Below are 20,398 nucleotides of genomic sequence, written 5' to 3' on the forward strand. Positions count from 1 at the left end.
TGAACCGGCATCGCTGCACAGGTTGGAGTAGGATTAAATCCTACTCAATCGACGCGAGGAATCGTCATGCGTTCCACCCAACAATTCAGCATCACCTTGCCGAACGAAATGGCTGACCTGGTGCGCTCAAAAGTTGCCTCTGGCGAATACGCCACGGAAAGCGAGGTGATCCGGGATGGCTTGCGCGTGCTGGTTGCCCGCGACCGCGCCATGGAGTCCTGGTTGCGTGAGCAGGTCGCGCCGGCCCATGACGCCCTGGTAGCCGATCCTTCGCGTGCGCTTGGCGTGGACGAAGTGCGTTCGGCGCTTGCAGCGAAACGAAAGAAAGGAACCTAGAAAACGTATGACGACACCGCCGGTCAAGTTTGCCCCTGAAGCGCCCGTACAACTCGAGGATCTCGAACGATATATTGCTGGGGTGGCTTCGCCGGCACTGGCGGCGCGCTACGTCGATGGCATCGTGGCTTATTGCTGGAGTTTGCGGACCTTTCCGCGTCGGGGCACACGTCGGGATGACATCCGGCCGGGCCTGCGGATTACGAACTACCGCCGGCGAACGGTCATTGCGTTCGCGGTTCGTGAGAGACAGGTATTCGTCGAAGGGGTGTTCTACGGCGGGCAGAACTACGAGGGGTCGCTGGATTCCGACCCGGGTGTGACGATGAGCATCGTCTGGCCACAGAACGCCGATACGGCATTGACCGCGCCCAACGGCGGCGGGCAGCCGGACGGCATCCGCGTACAAGGCGCATCGCAGTGCGCCTTTCCGCAGCAGCCGGGCCCGCTCCTGCGACAGGTTACGCCGCCAGCTTCGTCGCTTGCTCCTCGACCTGCGCGCGCGAGACGGCCAGCTCTTCAAGCCACGCTTCCGCGTACACAGTACCGGTTTCCTTTTCCAGACGCGCGATTGTCGCGGCGCACCGCACGGCGTCCTTCGGCGTGGCAATGAAGCGCTTCACCGACTGGCCGCCTGTGAACGCTTCGAACAGCGGCACGCGGATTTCTTCGGGCAGCGCGCGCGTCCATTGATACGGCTTGCCGTTGAACGTGAACGAAGGCGGCAGTACGCGTTCCTTCTTCGCAGCCGGAATCAGGCCGAACGTGCGCGCGGCATCGGCGATCTGGTCGGATGAGAACAGCTCGTCGGGCGTGATGTCGAACTGCTGGATGTGCGCTTCGATCGCCTGCATCGCCGCCGCGCGGTCGTCGCGTTTTTTCTGCGCGCGCGCGACGATATCGCGCAGTTCGTCGGCTTCTTCGTTCGTGATCGTGAAGCTGGCCTGCTTCTGCTGAAGCTCGGAAAAACGCTGGAATTCGTGGTCGTTCAGAAGTTTAGCCATGACGTCTACAAGAGGGCGCGCACGACACACAATCGTGCGGCGGTTTCGGAAAGGGCCGCTATTCTAACGCGTCCCGTGCATCGCACAAGTCCGTCACCGTCTGCCCCTTCTTTCGCCTTCAGGCACGCTCGCGAAACATCGAAAGCGCTTCGACTGTCTCGCGCAGCATGACCGTCGCCGCTTCGAGCGTCGGCGCGACATATTCGTCGATACGGCGCAGATACGGACACGTCATCGCCGCAATCGCCTGACCGGACGGCCCGAGCACGGGGAACGTCAAATCGGTGACGCCGAACGTCTGCTGGCTGTCCTTTTGCGAGAAGCCCATCTTGCGCGTCTCGTCGCATACGCCTTCCAGCGCGTCGCGATCGACCGTAACTTCGCCCTTCACCTTCGTATGTTCAGCGAGCATGTGCGCGCGTTGCTCGGGCGTCTGGAACGCGAGCATCACGCGTCCCGACCCGGTGTCGATCAGGCCGACGCGCGAACCCAGCCGCACCGAAATGCCCCACGTGCCCGGACCGTCGACCTGCGCGATTACAAGCAGATTGCCACGGTCGTACACGGCCAGATGACACGATTGCTCGGCGCGATCGGCAAAGCGCTGCATGAGCGGCAGGGCTTCGGAGATCAGCCGGTTCATCGGCGGATGGCGGTGTCCGAGCGCGTACAGCTTCAGGCTCAACGAATAACGGTCGCCGCCCGTCGAGCGCACCACGTACTGCCGCGCGACGAGACGCTCCAGCATCCGGTACATCTCGCTCGCATTGCGCCCCAGCAGCTTCGTGATCTCGGCGCGTGTCAGGCCGTCCTTCTGCTCGGCAAGCAGTTCGAGGATATCGAGACCCTTGTCGAGCGCAGGCGCGCGGTATCGGTCGGCGTCGTCCTTGTCTTCCAGATCGGTTGCCATCGTGATTCAGGTCCTTGTGCAATTCATCGGCTGCCTGGCGCGTGAGTGTAGATCGTTGGGCGCGACTCACCGCCAGGGAAAACACGGACGGTCGGTTCCGCACACTTCGCTTGACTTAAAAAAGTCCGTATATGAATAATACGTTCATTGGTGAATAAGAATTCGCCAATTTATAAGAAAGCGCATGGCAACGTGCCGGACACCCACATCGGATTCCGGCGGTTCAACAACGCAGATCCCGGAGACAAGCATGTCGAAGTTCGCAACGCGGCCGCAGGTGGCCCGCCGTTTCATTCGCAAGACGTTATCGCTCGGCCTTGGCGCCGCATGCGTCGCGGGCGTCGCCCTCGGCACGACCGCGCAGGCCGCTGACGCCGGCAAGGTCGGCCTCGGCCTGCCGCTCCTCACCTCGCCGTTCTGGCAGTCGTACAACAACTACCTGCCGAAATACGCGAAGGACATGGGCATCGACATCCTCGCGCCCGTGAACTCGAACGGCGACCCGGTGCAGCAGATCACCGACATGAACAACCTGTTGAACCTCGGTTCGAAGGGCATCGTCGTCGGTCCGCTGGATTCGGCGGCGATCAGCCGCGCGCTCGACGCCGCTTCGGCGAAGAACGTGCCGGTCGTGGCCGTCGACGTCGCACCGACGCAGGGCAAGGTCGCGATGGTCGTGCGCGCCGACAACCACGCGTACGGCGAGAAGGCCTGTATGTACATCGGCGAGCACGTGAAAGCGGGCAAGGTCGTGCAGATCATGGGCGATCTCGGCTCGGTGAACGGACGTGACCGCTCGGACGCGTTCCGCACCTGCATGAAGAAGTTCCCGGCGCTGACGGTGCTGGAAATCCCGGCGGGCTGGAAGGGCGACGTCGCGGCGACCGGGCTCGACAGCCTGCTGACCGCGAACCCCGACGTGAAGGGCATCTACATGCAGGCAGGCGGCGTGTATCTGTCGCCGACGCTGCAGACGCTGCGCCGCAAGCAGATGCTGTATCCGGCGGGCGATGCGAAGCACGTCGTGATCGTCAGCAATGACGGCATTCCGCAGGAATTCGACGCGATCCGCCGCGGCGATATCGATGCGACGATTTCGCAACCCGCCGACCTCTACGCGAAATACGGCCTGTACTACATCAAGGCTGCGCTCGCCGGACAGACGTTCAAGCCGGGCCCGACGGATCATGGCAGCACCATCGTCGAGCTGGCGCCGGGAAGACTCGAAGACCAGTTGCCCGCGCCGCTCGTGACGAAGGCGAATGTCGACGACAAGAACCTCTGGGGCAACACCGTCAAATGAGTGAAATGACGTCCTCCGCTGTGTCCGCCGTGGTTGAAGCGCTCGATGTGACGAAGCGTTTCGGCTCGACGGCCGCGCTGAAAGACGTGAGCATCCGCGTGATGCCCGGCGAGTCGCATGCACTCGTCGGGCGTAACGGGGCCGGGAAATCGACGCTGGTGTCGATGCTCAGCGGCCTGCGCAAGCCGGATACCGGCGAGGTGCGTTTCGGCGGCGTCGCTGCGCCGCCGATCGCGGATCGCGACGCGTGGCGCGAACGCGTCGCGTGCGTCTATCAGCATTCGACGATCATCCGCGATCTGAGTGTCGCGGAGAATCTGTTCATCAACCGCCAGCCGGCACGGCGCGGCGTGATCGACTGGCCGGCGATGCGGCGCGACGCGCGTACGTTGCTGGACCACTGGAAGATCGACGTTCGCGAGGACGCCCGTGCTGGCGACCTGTCCGTCGAAGCACGCCAGCTCGTCGAAATCGCGCGGGCACTGTCGTATGGCGCGCGGTTCATCATTCTCGATGAACCCACAGCGCAGCTCGACGGCGACGAAATCAAGCGTCTCTTCAAACGCATTCAGGAACTGCAGCGCGAAGGCGTGACGTTCCTCTTCATCTCGCACCATCTGCAGGAGGTGTACGAGATCTGCCAGGCGGTGACAGTGCTGCGCGACGCGCGGCATATCGTCAGCGCGCCGGTGTCCGCCTTGCCACGCGAGCAGTTGATCGAAGCGATGACGGGCGAGCGCGGCGGCCTGAACGTCGCCGATGCCGCAACGCGCGAAGCATTGCCCCCCGACACGAAGATCGCGCTCGAAGTCGCGAACCTGGCGGGCGTCGATTACGACGACGTGTCGTTCGCCGTGAAGCGTGGCGAAGTCGTCGGCCTTACAGGCGCGACGAGCAGCGGACGCACGAGCGTCGCCGAAGCGATTGCCGGTCTGCGCAGCGTGAAAAGCGGCGAAATCCGCGTGGACGGCAACGCGCTGCCTTCAGGCGACGTGCCGGCGGCACTCGCAGCGGGCATTGGCTGCGTGCCGAAGGATCGCCATCACGAAGGCCTCGTGCTCTCGCAGTCGATCGCGGAAAACGCATCGATGACGATCACGCGCTTGCTGGGCAGGTTCGGCATCGCGCCGCCCGCGAAGAAAAACGCGTTCGGCCAGAAGATGATCGACGCGCTCGGCATCGTCTCCCAGGGACCGGAGCACGTCGTGTCCGGCCTCTCGGGCGGCAACCAGCAGAAAGTGGTGATGGCGCGTGCGCTTGCCACCGATCCGGATGTGCTCGTGTTGATCGACCCCACGGCGGGCGTCGACGTGAAATCGAAGGAAGCGCTGTTGTCCGTCGTGGACCGTGTGCGCGAGGACGGCAAGGCCGTGCTCGTCGCTTCCGGCGAACTCGACGACCTGCGCACCTGTGACCGCGTGCTGGTCATGTTCCGTGGCCGCATCGTCGCCGAATTTCCGGCGGGCTGGCAGGACCACGACCTAATTGCCTCAGTTGAAGGAGTCAGTCTCCATGAAGAATAGTGCGCCCACTCCCGCGCTCGCGACGGGCCAGGCACTGGCCGGCGCGAGTGCCGTGCAGCGCCGCCGACCGCGTCTCGAACTCGCGCGCTTTCGCGACCTCGCGCTGTTGCCGGCGATCGCGCTGCTGCTCGTGATTGGCGCGTTCGTCAGCCCTAGCTTTCTGACGAAGGCGAACCTGATCAGCGTGCTCGGCGCATCGGCGGCGCTCGCGCTCGTCGTGCTCGCCGAATCGCTGATCGTGCTGACCGGCAAGTTCGATCTCTCGCTCGAATCGACGGTGGGTATTGCGCCCGCGGTCGGGGCGATGCTCGTCATGCCGGCGGCGTCCGCGGGCTTCGGCCTGGAATGGCCGACTGCGATGGGCCTGCTTGCAATCGTGCTGGTTGGCGCGCTGATCGGTTTCATCAACGGCTTCCTCGTCGTGCGTCTGCGCCTGAACGCGTTCATCGTCACGCTGGCGATGCTGATCGTGCTGCGCGGCATGCTCGTCGGCGCGACGAAGGGCGGCACGCTGTTCGACATGCCGCCGTCGTTCTTCACGCTCGCTACGACCATCGTGCTCGGTTTGCCGGTGTCGGTGTGGCTCGCGGCTGCCGCGTTCGCGACGGCTGCCTTTATGTTGCGCTATCACCGCATCGGCCGCGCGCTGTACGCGATCGGCGGCAATCCGGAAGCGGCGCGTGCGGCTGGCATTCGCGTCGAGCGGATTACATGGGGCGTCTTCGTGCTTGGCAGCATTCTGGCCTCGATTGGCGGCCTGATTGTCACGGGCTACGTGGGCGCGATCAATGCGAACCAGGGCAACGGCATGATCTTCACGGTGTTCGCGGCGGCGGTGATCGGCGGCATTTCGCTCGATGGCGGCAAGGGCACGATGCTCGGCGCGCTGTCCGGCGTGCTGCTGCTCGGCGTCGTGCAGAACCTGCTGACGCTTGCACAGGTGCCGTCGTTCTGGATCCAGGCGATTTATGGCGCGATCATCCTCGGCTCGCTGATGGTGGCGCGGCTCGCGGGCGGCGAAGGCCAGAACTGATCTGCAACGCTGGAAGAAGCGCTGGCGGGAACACGCCAGGGCATCACGGAGACACTATTTTGAGCAGTTCATCAACCGACCCGCGCCTCATCCTGCTGACGCCACAGGACAACTGCCTGATCGCGGCGGCGCGGCTCGAAGCCGGGACCGAGGTCGTGATCGAAGGCGAGCGCATCACGCTCGCCAAGACCATCGATCTCGGCCACAAGGTCGCGCGTCGCGCGCTGGTCCGGAACGAAAAGGTATTGCGTTACGGCGCGGTGATCGGTCACGTGACCGAAGCCGTCGCACGCGGCGCGCATCTGCATACCCATAACCTCGAAAGCGATTACCTGCCGACCTACACGCACGACGCCGGCCACGCATTCGTGCACCACTGAACACGGCGCTTCGCCGTGCGGGAACCAACGATCATGATTGACACTTCCGTTGCATCCGGTGTCGCGCAGGCGCTCAAGAGTGCGTCGGCGCCGGTGCTGCAAGGCTATCTGCGCAGCGATGGCCGCAAGGGCATCCGCAATGTCGTCGCGGTAGCGTATCTCGTCGAATGTGCGCATCACGTCGCGCGCGAAATCGTCACGCAGTTTCGCGAGCCGCTCGACGCGTTCGACGATCCGTCAGCCGAACGCGAGCCCCCCGTTCATCTGATCGGCTTTCCGGGCTGCTATCCGAACGGCTACGCCGAGAAGATGATGCAGCAGCTCACCACGCATCCGAACGTCGGCGCGGTGCTGTTCGTTTCGCTCGGCTGCGAGAGCATGAACAAGCATTACCTTGTCGACGTCGTGCGCGCGAGCGGCCGGCCCGTCGAGGTCCTGACGATTCAGGAAAAGGGCGGCACGCGCAGCACGATCCAGTATGGCGTCGACTGGGTGCGCGACGCGCGCCGGCAGCTTGCAGCGCAGCAAAAAGTGCCGATGGCGCTCGACGAACTCGTGATCGGCACGATCTGCGGCGGCTCCGACGGCACGAGCGGCATCACCGCGAATCCGGCCGTGGGCCGCGCGTTCGATCATCTGATCGACGCGGGCGCGACCTGTATCTTCGAGGAAACGGGCGAGCTGGTCGGCTGCGAGTTCCACATGAAGAGCCGCGCCGCGCGCGAAGATCTGGGCGACGAAATCGTCGCTTGCGTTGCGAAGGCGGCGCGTTACTATTCCATTCTCGGACACGGCAGTTTCGCGGTCGGCAACGCCGACGGCGGGCTGACAACCCAGGAAGAGAAGTCACTGGGCGCGTATGCGAAAAGCGGCGCATCGCCGATTGTCGGCATCGTGAAACCCGGCGATGTACCGCCCACCGGCGGTCTTTATCTGCTCGATGTCGTGCCCGATGGCGAGCCGCGTTTCGGCTTTCCGAACATCAGCGACAACGCGGAGATCGGCGAGCTGATCGCGTGCGGCGCGCATGTGATCCTGTTCACGACCGGACGCGGCTCGGTGGTCGGCTCGGCGATTTCGCCCGTCATCAAGGTGTGCGCGAATCCGTCGACGTACCGTAATCTCGCGGGCGACATGGATATCGACGCCGGGCGTATTCTTGAGGGCCGCGCGACGCTCGACGAAGTCGGCCGTGAAGTATTCGATACGACCGTCGCCGTCGCGCAGGGCGCGGCATCGAAGTCGGAAGCATTGGGTCATCAGGAGTTCATCCTGACGTACAAGACGTTCGAACCGGTAGGGCCTGCATGCCTGCCTTCGAGTGCAGTGCAACATCGCGTAGTTGAAATCGCGCCGGTCTGAAGCGCGGACAACGAGGAGACAAGGCATGACAACAGCGGCGAATCCGAAGGTGAGCCAGCGGCGCGGCATTGGCCGGCGCGATCTGAAAGTGACCGGTCTCGGTCTCGGTACGGCCCCGCTTGGCGGCCTGTATCGTGATCTCACCGACGAAGAAGCCCAGGGCACGATCGATGCCGCCTGGGACGCCGGTATCCGCTTTTTTGACACGGCACCGCACTACGGACACACGAAGGCAGAACACCGGCTCGGCCACGCGCTGCGCAAATATCCACGCGGCGAATACGTGCTGTCGACCAAAGTGGGTCGGCACTTCGTGCCGCGCACGCACCCTTACGACGGCAGCGAAGGCTGGCAGAACCCGCTGCCGTTCGAAGCGATCTACGACTACACCCGCGACGGCATCCTGCGTTCGTTCGAAGACAGCCAGCACCGGCTCGGCATGGTCGACATCGACATCCTGCTGGTTCACGACATCGGCCGCTATACACACGGCGATCGCAACGCGCATTACTGGAAGCAGCTGACCGAAGGCGGCGGTTTCAAGGCGCTCGACGAACTGCGCTCGGGCGGCGCGGTCAAGGCGGTCGGCCTCGGCGTGAACGAAGGCGCGGCGATTCTCGAAGCCATGGCGGAATTCGACATCGACTGCGCGCTGCTCGCGGGCCGCTATACGCTGCTCGAACAGGACACGTTGAACGACCTGCTGCCCGCGTGCGAAGCGAAGCACGTGAGCATCCTGCTTGGCGGCGCGTTCAATTCCGGCATCCTCGCGCGCGGCGTGCAGGGCGACCTGAAGTACAACTACGGCGACGCGCCGCAGGACGTCATCGACCGCGTGACCCGGCTCGAAGCGATCTGTCGCGTGCACGGTGCGCCGTTGCCCGCTGCCGCGCTGCAGTTCCCGTATGCGCACCCGGCCGTGGCCACCGTGCTGACGGGCGCACGCAGCGCCGGCGAAGTGCGCGAGAACGTCGCGTCGTTCGAACGCGAGTTGCCGGCGGGATTATGGAAGGCGCTGCGTGACGGCCTGCTCGATCCACGCGCGCCGGTTCCCGGAGACTGACGTGGCGACGCGCATCGATGCACACCAGCATTACTGGAATCCGGATCGCGGCGACTACGGGTGGCTTACGCCCGATCTGACGGCGCTCTATCGCACGTTTGGTCCCGCCGATCTTGCGCCGTTGCGCACGGCCACGCGCATCGACAAGACGGTGGTCGTGCAGGCGGCGGCGACCATCGGCGAAACGCGCTATCTGCTGGATCTCGCACGCAATGAGGCTTCGATTGCAGGTGTGGTCGGCTGGGTACCACTGCTCGACGACGATGCGCCTGCGCTCATCGCCGGACTGGCGCGTGAGCCGAAGTTCAAGGGCGTGAGGCCGATGCTGCAGGATTTGCCCGACGACAACTGGATTGCCAACCCCGCACTGGCGCCCGCGATCGAAGCGCTCATCACGCATGACCTCGCGTTCGATGCGCTGATTTTTGCGCGTCACGTCGATGCACTGGAAACGTTCATTCAGCGCTTTCCGCAGTTGCGTATCGTCGTCGATCATGGGGCGAAACCCGCCATTCGCGATGGTGCCGCTGGCTGGCAGCCGTGGGCGGACGGCATGGAGAAGCTCGCGCGTTTTCCGCAGGTCCACTGCAAGCTGTCCGGTCTTGCCACTGAGGCGGCGCCGGGCTGGACCGAAGGCACGCTACGCCCGTACGTCGACCATCTGCTTGCGCATTTTGGCCCAACGCGACTGATGTGGGGTAGCGACTGGCCGGTGCTGAATCTGAACGGCGATTACCTGACGTGGCATGCTGTTGCGAACGAGCTGCTGGCGTCGCTGTCGGAAACGCAATGCGACGCGGTTTTCGGCGGCAACGCGGCCGCTTTTTATCGACTGTGAACCTTTCGTGCGTGTCGGGTTCATCCCGGCAGGCGCTGCAATACCCGGTATGACCCAAACGCCATTTCAACTGGAGCCGTAGATGATACAAAGACTGGCCGGCAAGACGGCCCTGATCACTGCCGCCGGACAAGGCATCGGACTCGCGACCGCGGAGCTCTTCGCGCGCGAGGGCGCCCGTGTGATCGCCACGGATATCCGCATCGATGCACTCGCCGGGAAGCCCGTCGAGGCGCGCAAGCTGGATGTGCGTGACGACGCCGCGATCAAGGCGCTCGCCGCCGAACTCGGCGCGATCGATGTGCTGTTCAACTGCGCGGGTTTCGTGCACGCAGGTTCGATTCTCGAAGCGAGCGAGGAAGACTGGGACTTTGCTTTTGATCTGAACGCGAAAGCGATGTACCGTACGATCCGCGCGTTTCTGCCTGGCATGCTCGAGAAGGGCGGCGGCTCGATCATCAACATGTCGTCGGCGGCTTCGAGCATCAAGGGCGTGCCGAACCGGTTCGTGTATGGTGCGTCGAAGGCGGCCGTCATCGGCCTCACGAAGGCTGTTGCGGCAGACTTCGTGACGCGCGGCGTGCGTTGCAACGCGATCTGTCCGGGTACGGTGGCTTCGCCGTCGCTCGAACAGCGCATCGCGGCGCAGGCGCAGGCCCAGGGCGCGACAATCGATGCCGTGCAGGCCGCCTTCGTTGCACGCCAGCCGATGGGACGTGTCGGCAAGCCGGAAGAGATCGCGGCGCTCGCGCTGTATCTCGCCTCCGACGAATCCGCGTTCACCACCGGTCACGCGCACGTGATCGACGGTGGCTGGTCCAACTAGCTGCGCGGTGGCCGGCGTGCCGGCCGCCAATGCATTTTTTCACTGAACACCAGGGAAATGCCACGATGAAACTGCTTCGTTATGGGCCGAAAGGTCAGGAAAAACCGGGCTTGCTCGATGCGCAAGGCAAGATTCGCGATCTGTCGAAAGTCGTCGCCGATATCGGCGGCGATGTACTGACCGATGCCGGTCTCGCCAGACTGCGCGCGCTCGATCCGGCTTCGCTGCCGGTGGTCGAAGGCAATCCGCGCATCGGTCCGTGCGTGGCGAACATCGGCAAGTTCGTCTGTATCGGGCTGAACTACGCGGATCACGCGGCGGAATCGAATCTGCCGGTGCCGGCCGAACCGGTCGTTTTCAACAAGTGGACGAGCGCGATTGTCGGCCCGAACGACGACGTCGAAATTCCCCGCAACTCGAAGAAGTGCGACTGGGAAGTGGAACTCGGCGTGGTGATCGGCAAACCCGCGAAATACATCGATGAAGCGAACGCGCTGGATTACGTCGCGGGCTATTGCGTGATCAACGACGTGTCGGAACGCGAATGGCAGATCGAACGCACCGGCACGTGGGACAAGGGCAAGGGCTTCGACACGTTTGGCCCGATCGGCCCGTGGCTCGTGACGCGTGACGAAGTGGCCAACCCGCAGGCGCTCGACCTGTGGCTCGAAGTCGATGGTCATCGCTACCAGAACGGCAACACGAAGACGATGGTGTTCACGGTCGCGAAGCTCGTGTCGTACCTGTCGCAGTGCATGAGCCTGCAACCGGGCGACGTGATTTCGACCGGCACGCCACCGGGCGTCGGCATGGGGGTGAAGCCGAATCCGGTCTTCCTGAAGCCGGGTCAGACGATGCGCCTTGGCATTCAGGGTCTCGGCGAGCAGACGCAAAAGACTTACGCGGCTGAATAAATGCAGTAGTGTGATGCGCGGCCCAACGGGCCGCGCATGCGAACGCCCCAGTTTCAACCGGCGTTCGCGTCAAACCCCCTCAAGCCGGCGCCGCGACCTCCGTTCCCTCGGCCATCCGGTTGATCGTGCCCTGCGCCACGGCGATGAGCTTCTCCGAACCATCGTCCATCACGAAGATGTTGCACTGACACGTCGCCTGATTGCGTCCGGCGTGTACGACCTGCGCGCGCGCCATCAGGGTGCCGTTGATCGCGGGCCTCAGGTAGTTGATCTTGTATTCCCCCGTGACCACACGCGGTCCGAGCGTGAGCGCGCCGGCGAACGTCAACGCGTTGTCGGCCAGATAACTGATCACCCCGCCGTGGACGAAACCATGTTGCTGCCTCAGTTCATCGCGGATCGGCAGGCAGAGCGTCAGTTCATGCGCGCCCGTATTCATGAGCTCAGCGCCAAGCAGCATGCTGAATGGCTGCGCGTGCAGCGCGCCCCGTGCGCGATCGAGTAGATCAGTCATCTCGGTTCCTTCGGGCGGCGGCCCGTCTGGTTCCTGTCCACTCTAGGAAGCGCCTGCGCACCGCGTCAAGGTCATTCGAAGAGATTGCCTTCGGATTGTTGCGAAAAATAAAGGCAATCCGTCGCAAGTCTGCCGCGGGCAGGCAATCTCGCCTCATTTGGCTGGGCAGACTCAAGGCGTCCCACATATTGCCGTAAACCCGTAGTCATCCCTTTCGTAATTCAGGTGTTCTCGATGTTCAGCAAGATCAAGGTCGCTTCCGGCCTGTTGTGCGTACTCGTCGCTTTCTGTGTGTTTCAGCTGCTCACGGAAGGTCTCGGATTCTGGTCGTTGACGCGCACGCACGATGACGTCGGCGATCTGTCGAACGTCGCGCTCCGGCAGATGAATGCCGTCAGCGAAACGACACAGCATTTGATGGACGCGCGTATCAATCTGTCGCGGGCCGGCACGCGGATGGTCCGCGGCGGCACCGAGCCTGCCGAAATCGTCCAGCACGCCCGCGAGCAGTTGAAGGAAGCCGAGCGTTCGTTCGGCACGTTCAGCAACGCACCGAAGATGAACGACGAAAACAGCGCCCGTGCGGCCGCGCTCACGGAGCGCTATACGAAACTGCACGCGGCATTGAGCGAACTCGCGGAGTTTCTCGACGCGAACAACATCCAGGCGTTCCTCGATCAACCGACGCAGTCGTTCCAGGACGCGTTTCTCGCCGAACAGCACAACTTCGCGCAGTTCGCCGATTCGGCGAGCCGCGCGTCGCTCGATTCGATCGATGGCCGGCTCGCGCTCTTTCGCGCGGTGGGTGCCGTGATTCTCGCGTTGCTGCTGGCCGGCACGACGGCGGTATTTCTGCTGCTGAAGCATGGCGTCGTGGCGCCGCTCGAGGAAGCAGGCCGTCACTTCGACCACATTGCGCAAGGGCGGCTCGACCAGCCGATCGCAGCGCGCGGCACGAACGAAATCGGGCGCTTGTATTCGGGCCTCGCCATGATGCAGGCGAGCGTCGCGCGTACCGTGAAGACGGTGCGCGATTCGGCCGATTCGATTCATCTCGGCGCGGACGAAATCGCGACCGGTAACGCGGATCTTTCGGCGCGCACGGAGAACCAGGCTGCTTCGCTCGAAGAAACCGCGTCGAGCATGGAAGAGCTGACCGCCGCCGTGCGTCAGACTGCGAGCCACGCGCGCGAAGCGAATACGCTTGCGGAAAGCGCGCTGGACGCGACCTCGCGCGGCAGCGACGTCGTGAACGAAGTCGTCGAAAAAATGCGCGGTATTGCGCAAAGCTCGGACAAGATCGCGGAAATCATCAGCGTGATCGACGGCATCGCATTCCAGACGAACATCCTCGCGCTCAACGCGGCCGTCGAAGCGGCGCGTGCCGGTGAGCAGGGTCGTGGCTTCGCGGTGGTCGCGGGCGAAGTGCGCGGCCTCGCGCAACGCAGCGCGCAATCGGCGAAAGAGATCAAGACGCTGATCAGCGAATCGGTCGCGGAAATTCAGGGCGGCTCGGCGCTCGTCGAGCGCGCGGGCGACGCGATGCGCAACGTGTCGGCGTCGATTTCGCGCGTGACGCAGATGATGGCGGAGATCAGCGCGTCTTCGTCGGAACAGAGCACGGGCATCGAGCAGATCAATCAGGCCGTGGTGCAGATGGACGGTATGACGCAACAAAACGCTGCGCTCGTCGAAGAAGCAGCCGCGGCGGCGGCTTCGCTGCATCAGCAGACGCAGCAGCTGAAAGACGCGGTATCAGTGTTCGAGATTTCGGACGCGGTGCTGGCGGTCGAGCAGGGCGGCGCTTACGCGTCGCCGCGTAGGGGTGGATTTGCGATGATGCCGTTGGCCTGATGCTTTAAGCCCGACTACGCTGACAGCGCAAGGCCCGCAGGAACGTCAAGTTCCTGCGGGCCTTCTTGTTTCTGTCGTTAGCGGTATCGAGCGGCTTTAGACCGGCAGCGACGCGTATGACGTTGCCAGATGATACGGCGTGGTCGAAGGCATTTCGGCGCGCGTAATTTCGCCCGTGGCCGTCATGCTTTCGATCCAGCCGTCGCTGCGCAGGAAGCGTTCGCGAAAGCGTTCGATCTGCTGCGGCAGGCGGGCGTTGGCCGCTTCGTCGGCTTTCGTGGCGAGCGCGCGCAGGTATTCGGTTTGCGCCCAGATACGCTGGGCGCTGTCCTTGATCGCACCCGCTTCGTCGAGTGACGCATAGACGCCGCCCGTCGAATGATCGATGCCGCGCGCTTCGGCGAAATCGAACGCGCGCGTGAGTGCAGCGTCAAGTTCCGATTGCCCGAGAAGACCCGCGGCGCGTCGCACGAGATAAAACCATTCGAATTGATGGCCGGGTTCAAGGCGATTGTCCGCGGACCCTGCCGGCAGTTCGGCGATACAGCCGGTTGGCTGATGCACGAAGGTGCGTGCGATGGCTTCGACAAGACGCGTGAGCGACGTGGCGAACGCCGCATCCCGGGTCGCATCGTGAGCGGCGAGCCACGCTTCGGTCAGATGCATCAAGGGGTTCTGCACCGGCGTGCCGGTGACAGTGGAGAAGCCTGCATCGAGCGCCGCGTTGAGCAAGCCGTCACGCGCGGCGAAGCGATCGACGATCTGCGCCGATGTCTCGTTCATCACGTCGAGCGCGTCGCGATTGCCGGAGCGGGCCAGATATTCTGCGCACGCGAACACGACGAACGCGTGCGTGTACAGATCCTTCGTTGTATCGAGCGGCGCCCCGTTGACATCGACGCTATAGAACCATCCGCCTCGTTGCGTGTCATGAAAATACCGGCGCAGTGAATCGAACAGGATATCGGCGTGAGCGATGTCGCCCGCCTGCGAGAACACGAAAAGCTGGCGCGCACACGCCATCGCGCGATAACGTACGGCAGGCAGCGGCCGGTGGTCATGACCGACCGCTTCGCAGGGCAGGCGAAGCGCGGCGTTGAAGCCGGGCCCGCGCCATATTGGCAAGACTACCTGCGTGAAATGCGTGCGCAGCAGGGCGGCAAGCGTGGCCGTGGAAGCGGATGATGTCATGCGGCTGGTGTGTCGTGCGGGTCGGAAAACATACGAAAGCGGGCGTACGGGTCGGGGTTGGGCGCAATTTTCCCGGGCGCCGTCGGGCCTGTAGAGCGCAAGGATAAACCAGAAGGGGCGCGCGGCGCGTGACGCAGCCAGTTGCGCGGTTGCCGCTCCGGCTCAAAAACGGAGGAGCCACCATGCCCGGCAACATCGAACTTGTCTCGCGGCTCGTGTTCGCCGCCGCACTTGGCAGCGTGATCGGATTCGAGCGAGAACGCCTTTCGTGGGCAGCTGGATTGCGCACGCACATGCTGGTCTGCGTCGGCTCCGCGCTCATCATGATCGTTTCGGCGTTCGGCTTTGCCGATGTGCTTGGCGGCGATCACATTGTGCTCGACCCATCGCGGATGGCCGCGCAGGTGGTCTCGGGCATCGGCTTTCTCGGCGCGGGCTCGATCCTGCTGCGCGGCGAGATCGTGCGCGGCCTGACAACGGCTGCGAGCCTGTGGTCGGTCGCGGCGATCGGCCTTGCGGTGGGCGGCGGCCTGTACACGGCCGCGATTGCCGCGACGCTCATCATCCTGGTGATCCTGGCAGGCATCAAGCCGATCGAGCGGCGCTTCATCACAGTCAAACAGCGGCGCCAGATCACGATGCTGGTCGAACGCGGCACATTGACATTCCATTCGCTGCACGATGCGCTCGGCGCAGCCAGCCCGCGCGTGAAACAGTTCGTCATGCAACAGAGCGACGACGCCCCCGAGCTGGACGACATCACGATCACGCTGCATCGCGTGTCGGCTACGGAATATGCGGCCATCTGCAGCCAGCTTCGCGCGTTGCCGGGCGTGAAGGAGTTTCGTGAGGAGGCTTCGTCATAGCGGGTGCATTGTTGCGGGGCGAACTTCGACGTTTTCCCCGCGATGGGCCAATCCGGGCGTGTGGGCGTGCGACAATGCGGTCTCGAAAAACGAAGATGGCATTTTGCAGCGGCGACCCGCGGCCGGCGCGTGCCGGCTGACGACCAGAACGACCGCTCCTTTCCTCATGGCAGATTCCGCAGATTTGGCAGCATCCCCGAATTCCCGTGCACCTCGCGCCCGTTCCGCAAAGCGGCGCGAGACGACAGTCTCCACTGAAACCGAAAACAAGCTGGCCCGCGCCGCGCGCTCCGCGCAGCGGCTCGCGCAGCTCTCCGACGTCCCGCGCGACGACAGCACGTTCGACCTGTTCCCCGACGATCCGACGCGAGCCACGCTCGAAGCCATGACGATCGACATACGGCAGGGCACGCTCACGGGCTTCGAGCTGCCCGCCGAAGTGCTGGCAGCCGTCGGTATTACGGACGACGGCGACGCGTTGGCCGGCGAGTCGAAGCTGGCGCGTCGTGTGACGCGCGCGGCGAAGGTCGATGAGGCCGCGTCGCTGTCGAGGCAGGCCAGCGTGCTGGATGAACGCATCGAGCCGTCGGTGACCGATACGGCTGGAGTAGAAACCACGCTGCAGGCGCGCGCGCCGGGCGCCGCGGTGGAAAGCGTTCACGATGCCGGATTGAATGTGACCGCGACGGCGGTGGCCGGGGTCGCGCAAATGGATATGGCCGCAGCTACCGCAACGAGCGCGGACCCGGTTGCAGAAAGCCAGGCCGATGTAGCTACCGAAGTTGCAAACCCGGCGCGTAACGCATCGGCAAAGCGGACGGCCGTCAGCGCGGAGACCTCAGCGAAACCGGCCGCCGCCGCGTCGGTGGCCTCCGGTCAGCGGGCTCCGCGCGCGGTCTCGCCAGTCATTCCGGCTGCACCTTCGGCTTCGTCTGCGGGGCTGCGCCAGGCTGCGACGGCCCGCACGAATGAAGCGGCACCGTCGAGCCAGCTGGCCACAGCGTCGCCGCGCTTCGCGTCGACGTTCGCGAAGGCGGCGAGCGCTGCAGGCGAAGGCTCGCCCGCCGGCGATGCTGCTTCAACGACGTTGGCCAACGCGCCGCGCGCCTCGTCGTCCGGAGCGCAGGCGCAGTCGACGCAACCGGGCGCCGCGTCGCGGACGTTTGGCATGTCTCAGACTTCGACCGCGACGAACTCCGCCGCGCCTGAGCTCGACCGCGCGCGGGCGACGGCCTTCGCGGACACCGTCGATGCGCTTTACGGCGTGATCGCCGATCAACGCCGCGCCGCGACCGACCATTCGCGCCGGATGAAATGGATGCTCTCGATCGTGGTCGCCGCGCTGCTTGTGACGGTCGCAATCGGTATCACTCAGACGATGCTTCTGATGCGTCTAACGCATGATTCGACCACTCAGCAGCAGCGCATCGAACAGATGATGCTGAATCAGCAGGCAACGCTCTCGACGCTGCTCGATACGGATTCGGCAACTGTCAGCGCGCCGGCAATCGTGCCGGTGACGCCTGCCGCGCCAGCAGCACCCGAGGCCGACGCCGCCCCACGGCCCGCCGCGCCCCCAGCCTCGCCGAAGCACACGGCCCGAACCCCGCACGCTCACAAGGCGAAAACGCCCGCGACGCACTGATCCGGCCCCGCTGTTGTTGTAATGATGCAACGCACCAAACCCATGTGGGGCGGTTCGGCAAGGCGTCCGGCGAATAAAATGCTGCGTTGCACTAGATTTGACTAAGGGATAACCCTATAATGCATCTTAAGGGAAAACCCTAGCCAATCATTCAACCGGGAGTCGCCATGAGCTTGATCCTTGCACTGCTTCAAAAGGTTAGCGACCTCTTTGCGTCGCCGTTCCTTCCGCTGGACACTGACTATTCGCACGAAGCGCGTTATCGCGAAGCTGAACGCGTTCGCAAGTCGCAGCGCGTCGCAATTTTCGGCTTCCTGCGCGGCTGACCAGCCAGCGCGGCGCGCGGTGTGTCCGCGCCAAGATTCAAAAGCCCGATGTGGACATTCCGCATCGGGCTTTTTTCTTGCCATCAACGCCTTGCATCCGATATCCGGATGATCCGCTTCAGGTCGCGCTAACCTTTTGATTTGCTTTCGTTTTCCATTCTTTTCGTAATATCCGTGTCGTCGCAATATTTCTTAAAGCCAACGAATGTAACGACGATTCACGGGGCCACCCGGCGGCTCCGGACTGAGGTTCGGCGTAAGTCTTGATCCTGATGAAAGTTTTCGCCGCCGGACGCTGACCCAAGGCTACAAAACGCTGAAACGCACGCTTACAAGTGCTCACGGTTGTATGCGGTTCGGATCGCTAAAGTGGGTCTCAAGCGCACCACGACAGCTGGATATTTCGAAGCCGGCGCGTGGTGTGATCTAAAAAAGGGAGATCCTCCATGAATACCGTGAATCGTAAGACCCGCACTGTCCTCGCCACGCTGCTTGCTGGTGGCGCCCTGCTCACCGCAGGTTCTGCTTTCGCACAGCACGACCCGATGATGATGCGCGATGCGCCGCCTGCAGCCGCGTATGGCCAGCCACACATGATGCCGGTTGGCGTCAGCATCAGCGTCGGCTGGCATGGCGACCGTTATTACGATGGTCACCGCTACTGGGAACACGACGAGTGGATGCGCCATCATCCGCACGACTACGATCCGCACCATCACGACGACCATCATCACCCCGAGCACTATTGATTCCCTATTGATTCCGATAGCGCTGGACGTGTGAACCGCATGACGCCCGCCGCGGCGTCATGCAAACGGAGGCCGGCTCTCCCTGACGGGACGCCGGCCTCCGTGCATCCAGGCGAGCACCGCGACCACGCCCGCTGCGCTATCCTTGAACGCTTTCATCGATGTTGCAGGAGAATGGCTTGAACAACGATAAGGCAGTGGTGGGCGTGGTGGGCACGGGTTTGATGGGCGTCGGCATCGCGACGCAAGCGGCGTTGCACGGATACAGGACAATCGTCCACGACGTCGATGCAGCGCGTCTCGCGAGCGTCGGTCCCAAGGCCGAGGCCGTGCTTGACGAACTGATCGACGCCGGCCGCATCGACAGCGCGGCCAAAACGGCGGCACTCACCCGCGTCGAAACGCACGCCACGCTCGACGTCATGGCGTCGGCGCAGTTCATCATCGAAGCGATTCCCGAGGTGCTGGCGCTCAAGCATCGTCTGTACGAAGCGCTCGACGCGCTGCTTGCCCCCGACACCATTCTTGCCAGCAACACGAGCGGCTTTCCGCCGGATGTGCTGACCACGCCGGTACGCGCGAAAGAGCGCTTCGTGATCGCGCACTTCTGGAACCCGCCGCACATGATTCCGCTCGTCGAAGTGGTGCCTGGCAGTGAGACCACGCCCGACGTGCTGGCGCGAACCGTTGCGCTGATGTCGGCGATCGGCATGGAGCCGGTGGAGCTGCAGAAGGCGATTCCAGGCTTTGTCGGTAACCGGCTCCAGTTCGCCGTGCTGCGCGAGGCGCTCAACATCGTGCGCTCGGGCGCCGCCACGCCGGATGAAGTCGACCGCGTAATGAAGGCGTCGCTGGGGCGCCGGTGGGGCATCGTCGGTCCGTTCGAAGGCGCGGATATGGGCGGCCTCGATACGTTCGTCGATATCGCGTCGCATCTGATGCCCGAGCTCGCGAAAGACGAAGACGTGATCGACCTGCTGCGCGCGCAGGTGAACGCGGGGCGCGTCGGCGTGCGCAGCGGCACCGGGTTTTACGACTGGGACGAAGCGCACGTGGCACGCGTGAAGGAAGGCCGCAAGCGCCTGATCAGCCGCGGTTGAGCGCAGCGAACGACGCCATTTCAAACCCCGGAGGCAGCCACGCATGAATCCCGACGTTCATTTCTACGATCCCGCCGAAGGTCACGGCCTGCGGCACGATCCATTCAAGGCGATCGTCGCGCCGCGTCTGATTGGCTGGATATCGACACGTTCGCCCGAAGGCCGCCTGAACCTCGCGCCATACAGTTTCTTCGGTGCTTTTTCGACGTTTCCGTCGATCATCGGTTTCAGCAGCGAAGGCTACAAGGACAGCATCCGCAACATCGAGGCGACCGGCGAATTCGCGTGGAATCTCGCGACGCGGCCGCTCGCCGAGCAGATGAACCGGTCGTCCGCGCCGGTGGGTCCCGAGGTCGATGAGTTTGCGTTGTCAGGTCTGACGCCAGCGGCGGGGCGCAACATCGGAGTGCCGCATGTCGCGGAGGCGCCCGCGGCGCTCGAGTGCAGGCTGCTGCAGATCGTCCGGCTGCATGCGCTCGACGGCACGCCGATGGACAACTATCTGGCGCTCGGTCAGGTCGTCGGCGTGCATATCCAGAAGGCGTTCCTGAAGGACGGCCTCTTCGACACGCATGCGGCGCAGCCGATCATGCGCGCCGGTTATCGCGCCGACTACGCGGAGATCGGCGAGATGTTCCAGATGGTCCGGCCGACGGCGTAG

Annotated in this window: 21 protein-coding genes and 1 pseudogene; 18 read left to right on the forward strand and 4 right to left on the reverse strand. The window is 63.9% G+C overall.

The features are described 5' to 3' along the window. Positions 1–66 precede the first annotated feature (66 nt). Both LPA36_RS08360 and LPA36_RS08365 read left to right on the forward strand, forming a co-directional pair. Positions 67–336 (forward strand): ribbon-helix-helix domain-containing protein, encoded by a 270-nt coding sequence (locus tag LPA36_RS08360; protein WP_228875692.1) that lies wholly within the window; start codon positions 67–69, stop codon positions 334–336. A 7-nt stretch (positions 337–343) separates the two neighbouring features. Further along, positions 344–616: pseudogene (locus tag LPA36_RS08365) on the forward strand (type II toxin-antitoxin system RelE/ParE family toxin); the annotation flags it as partial. A 181-nt stretch (positions 617–797) separates the two neighbouring features. On the opposite strand, the gene LPA36_RS08370 reads toward LPA36_RS08365, so the two are convergent. Continuing rightward, the gene (locus LPA36_RS08370; protein ID WP_228875693.1) at positions 798–1,340 is read right to left on the reverse strand and encodes a hypothetical protein; all 543 of its coding nucleotides are present in this window, start codon (positions 1,338–1,340) and stop codon (positions 798–800) included. Positions 1,341–1,458: 118 nt separating this feature from the next. Beyond that, entirely contained in the window at positions 1,459–2,250 is a 792-nt protein-coding gene (locus LPA36_RS08375; RefSeq protein WP_228875694.1) for an IclR family transcriptional regulator, read from the reverse strand. Between the two features lie 250 nt (positions 2,251–2,500). Here LPA36_RS08375 and LPA36_RS08380 point away from each other — a divergent pair, with 250 nt between their 5' ends. From LPA36_RS08380 to LPA36_RS08420, 9 genes are all read left to right on the forward strand, one after another. Further along, positions 2,501–3,553: a sugar ABC transporter substrate-binding protein gene (locus tag LPA36_RS08380; RefSeq protein WP_228875695.1), complete on the forward strand. Its 1,053-nt coding sequence runs from the start codon at positions 2,501–2,503 to the stop codon at positions 3,551–3,553. Further along, positions 3,550–5,076, forward strand: a complete 1,527-nt coding sequence (locus LPA36_RS08385) for a sugar ABC transporter ATP-binding protein (protein WP_228875696.1) — start codon at positions 3,550–3,552, stop codon at positions 5,074–5,076. Before LPA36_RS08380 ends, LPA36_RS08385 begins: the two co-directional genes overlap by 4 nt. After that, positions 5,066–6,109, forward strand: a complete 1,044-nt coding sequence (locus LPA36_RS08390) for an ABC transporter permease (protein ID WP_228875697.1) — start codon at positions 5,066–5,068, stop codon at positions 6,107–6,109. Before LPA36_RS08385 ends, LPA36_RS08390 begins: the two co-directional genes overlap by 11 nt. A gap of 59 nt (positions 6,110–6,168) precedes the next feature. Further along, a complete protein-coding gene (locus tag LPA36_RS08395) occupies positions 6,169–6,489 on the forward strand; it encodes a UxaA family hydrolase (RefSeq protein WP_228875698.1) in 321 nt (106 codons plus the stop codon). A 33-nt stretch (positions 6,490–6,522) separates the two neighbouring features. Continuing rightward, complete coding sequence (locus LPA36_RS08400) at positions 6,523–7,851, forward strand: UxaA family hydrolase (protein WP_228875699.1); 1,329 nt, start codon at positions 6,523–6,525, stop codon at positions 7,849–7,851. A gap of 25 nt (positions 7,852–7,876) precedes the next feature. Then, on the forward strand, positions 7,877–8,914 hold the full coding sequence (locus LPA36_RS08405; RefSeq protein ID WP_228875700.1) for an aldo/keto reductase: 1,038 nt from the start codon (positions 7,877–7,879) through the stop codon (positions 8,912–8,914). A 1-nt stretch (position 8,915) separates the two neighbouring features. Further along, positions 8,916–9,752: an amidohydrolase family protein gene (locus LPA36_RS08410; protein ID WP_228875701.1), complete on the forward strand. Its 837-nt coding sequence runs from the start codon at positions 8,916–8,918 to the stop codon at positions 9,750–9,752. Between the two features lie 82 nt (positions 9,753–9,834). Further along, positions 9,835–10,578, forward strand: coding sequence for an SDR family oxidoreductase (locus LPA36_RS08415; RefSeq protein WP_228875702.1), 744 nt, complete (start codon positions 9,835–9,837; stop codon positions 10,576–10,578). A 65-nt stretch (positions 10,579–10,643) separates the two neighbouring features. After that, entirely contained in the window at positions 10,644–11,492 is an 849-nt protein-coding gene (locus tag LPA36_RS08420; protein ID WP_228875703.1) for an ureidoglycolate lyase, read from the forward strand. A 79-nt stretch (positions 11,493–11,571) separates the two neighbouring features. On the opposite strand, the gene LPA36_RS08425 is transcribed toward LPA36_RS08420, so the two are convergent. Further along, positions 11,572–12,006 (reverse strand): PaaI family thioesterase, encoded by a 435-nt coding sequence (locus LPA36_RS08425; protein ID WP_228875704.1) that lies wholly within the window; start codon positions 12,004–12,006, stop codon positions 11,572–11,574. A gap of 234 nt (positions 12,007–12,240) precedes the next feature. Between LPA36_RS08425 and LPA36_RS08430 the strand changes: the two genes are divergently transcribed. Then, positions 12,241–13,860, forward strand: a complete 1,620-nt coding sequence (locus tag LPA36_RS08430; RefSeq protein WP_228875705.1) for a methyl-accepting chemotaxis protein — start codon at positions 12,241–12,243, stop codon at positions 13,858–13,860. 96 nt (positions 13,861–13,956) lie between these two features. On the opposite strand, the gene LPA36_RS08435 is transcribed toward LPA36_RS08430, so the two are convergent. After that, the gene (locus LPA36_RS08435) at positions 13,957–15,051 is read right to left on the reverse strand and encodes an AGE family epimerase/isomerase (protein WP_228875706.1); all 1,095 of its coding nucleotides are present in this window, start codon (positions 15,049–15,051) and stop codon (positions 13,957–13,959) included. Positions 15,052–15,233: 182 nt separating this feature from the next. Between LPA36_RS08435 and LPA36_RS08440 the strand changes: the two genes are divergently transcribed. From LPA36_RS08440 to LPA36_RS08465, 6 genes are all read left to right on the forward strand, one after another. Beyond that, the gene (locus tag LPA36_RS08440; RefSeq protein ID WP_228875707.1) at positions 15,234–15,917 is read left to right on the forward strand and encodes an MgtC/SapB family protein; all 684 of its coding nucleotides are present in this window, start codon (positions 15,234–15,236) and stop codon (positions 15,915–15,917) included. Between the two features lie 184 nt (positions 15,918–16,101). After that, the gene (locus tag LPA36_RS08445; protein WP_228875708.1) at positions 16,102–17,562 is read left to right on the forward strand and encodes a hypothetical protein; all 1,461 of its coding nucleotides are present in this window, start codon (positions 16,102–16,104) and stop codon (positions 17,560–17,562) included. Between the two features lie 167 nt (positions 17,563–17,729). Continuing rightward, the gene (locus LPA36_RS08450) at positions 17,730–17,888 is read left to right on the forward strand and encodes a hypothetical protein (protein ID WP_228875709.1); all 159 of its coding nucleotides are present in this window, start codon (positions 17,730–17,732) and stop codon (positions 17,886–17,888) included. Positions 17,889–18,334: 446 nt separating this feature from the next. Continuing rightward, on the forward strand, positions 18,335–18,637 hold the full coding sequence (locus tag LPA36_RS08455; protein ID WP_228875710.1) for a hypothetical protein: 303 nt from the start codon (positions 18,335–18,337) through the stop codon (positions 18,635–18,637). A gap of 161 nt (positions 18,638–18,798) precedes the next feature. Then, complete coding sequence (locus LPA36_RS08460) at positions 18,799–19,737, forward strand: 3-hydroxyacyl-CoA dehydrogenase family protein (protein WP_267478896.1); 939 nt, start codon at positions 18,799–18,801, stop codon at positions 19,735–19,737. A 43-nt stretch (positions 19,738–19,780) separates the two neighbouring features. Next, complete coding sequence (locus LPA36_RS08465; RefSeq protein WP_228875711.1) at positions 19,781–20,398, forward strand: flavin reductase family protein; 618 nt, start codon at positions 19,781–19,783, stop codon at positions 20,396–20,398.

This window comes from Paraburkholderia saeva (assembly GCF_907164555.1).
GTDB classification, from domain to species: Bacteria; Pseudomonadota; Gammaproteobacteria; order Burkholderiales; family Burkholderiaceae; genus Paraburkholderia; species Paraburkholderia saeva.

Bases quoted from the DNA above. Each gene is read 5' to 3' on its own strand.
- LPA36_RS08360 (WP_228875692.1), top strand. From the start codon at position 67: ATGCGTTCCACCCAACAATTCAGCATCACCTTGCCGAACGAAATGGCT.
- LPA36_RS08370 (WP_228875693.1), bottom strand. From the start codon at position 1,340: ATGGCTAAACTTCTGAACGACCACGAATTCCAGCGTTTTTCCGAGCTT.
- LPA36_RS08375 (WP_228875694.1), bottom strand. From the start codon at position 2,250: ATGGCAACCGATCTGGAAGACAAGGACGACGCCGACCGATACCGCGCG.
- LPA36_RS08380 (WP_228875695.1), top strand. From the start codon at position 2,501: ATGTCGAAGTTCGCAACGCGGCCGCAGGTGGCCCGCCGTTTCATTCGC.
- LPA36_RS08385 (WP_228875696.1), top strand. From the start codon at position 3,550: ATGAGTGAAATGACGTCCTCCGCTGTGTCCGCCGTGGTTGAAGCGCTC.
- LPA36_RS08390 (WP_228875697.1), top strand. From the start codon at position 5,066: ATGAAGAATAGTGCGCCCACTCCCGCGCTCGCGACGGGCCAGGCACTG.
- LPA36_RS08400 (WP_228875699.1), top strand. From the start codon at position 6,523: ATGATTGACACTTCCGTTGCATCCGGTGTCGCGCAGGCGCTCAAGAGT.
- LPA36_RS08405 (WP_228875700.1), top strand. From the start codon at position 7,877: ATGACAACAGCGGCGAATCCGAAGGTGAGCCAGCGGCGCGGCATTGGC.
- LPA36_RS08415 (WP_228875702.1), top strand. From the start codon at position 9,835: ATGATACAAAGACTGGCCGGCAAGACGGCCCTGATCACTGCCGCCGGA.
- LPA36_RS08420 (WP_228875703.1), top strand. From the start codon at position 10,644: ATGAAACTGCTTCGTTATGGGCCGAAAGGTCAGGAAAAACCGGGCTTG.
- LPA36_RS08425 (WP_228875704.1), bottom strand. From the start codon at position 12,006: ATGACTGATCTACTCGATCGCGCACGGGGCGCGCTGCACGCGCAGCCA.
- LPA36_RS08430 (WP_228875705.1), top strand. From the start codon at position 12,241: ATGTTCAGCAAGATCAAGGTCGCTTCCGGCCTGTTGTGCGTACTCGTC.
- LPA36_RS08435 (WP_228875706.1), bottom strand. From the start codon at position 15,051: ATGACATCATCCGCTTCCACGGCCACGCTTGCCGCCCTGCTGCGCACG.
- LPA36_RS08440 (WP_228875707.1), top strand. From the start codon at position 15,234: ATGCCCGGCAACATCGAACTTGTCTCGCGGCTCGTGTTCGCCGCCGCA.
- LPA36_RS08450 (WP_228875709.1), top strand. From the start codon at position 17,730: ATGAGCTTGATCCTTGCACTGCTTCAAAAGGTTAGCGACCTCTTTGCG.
- LPA36_RS08455 (WP_228875710.1), top strand. From the start codon at position 18,335: ATGAATACCGTGAATCGTAAGACCCGCACTGTCCTCGCCACGCTGCTT.
- LPA36_RS08460 (WP_267478896.1), top strand. From the start codon at position 18,799: ATGTTGCAGGAGAATGGCTTGAACAACGATAAGGCAGTGGTGGGCGTG.
- LPA36_RS08465 (WP_228875711.1), top strand. From the start codon at position 19,781: ATGAATCCCGACGTTCATTTCTACGATCCCGCCGAAGGTCACGGCCTG.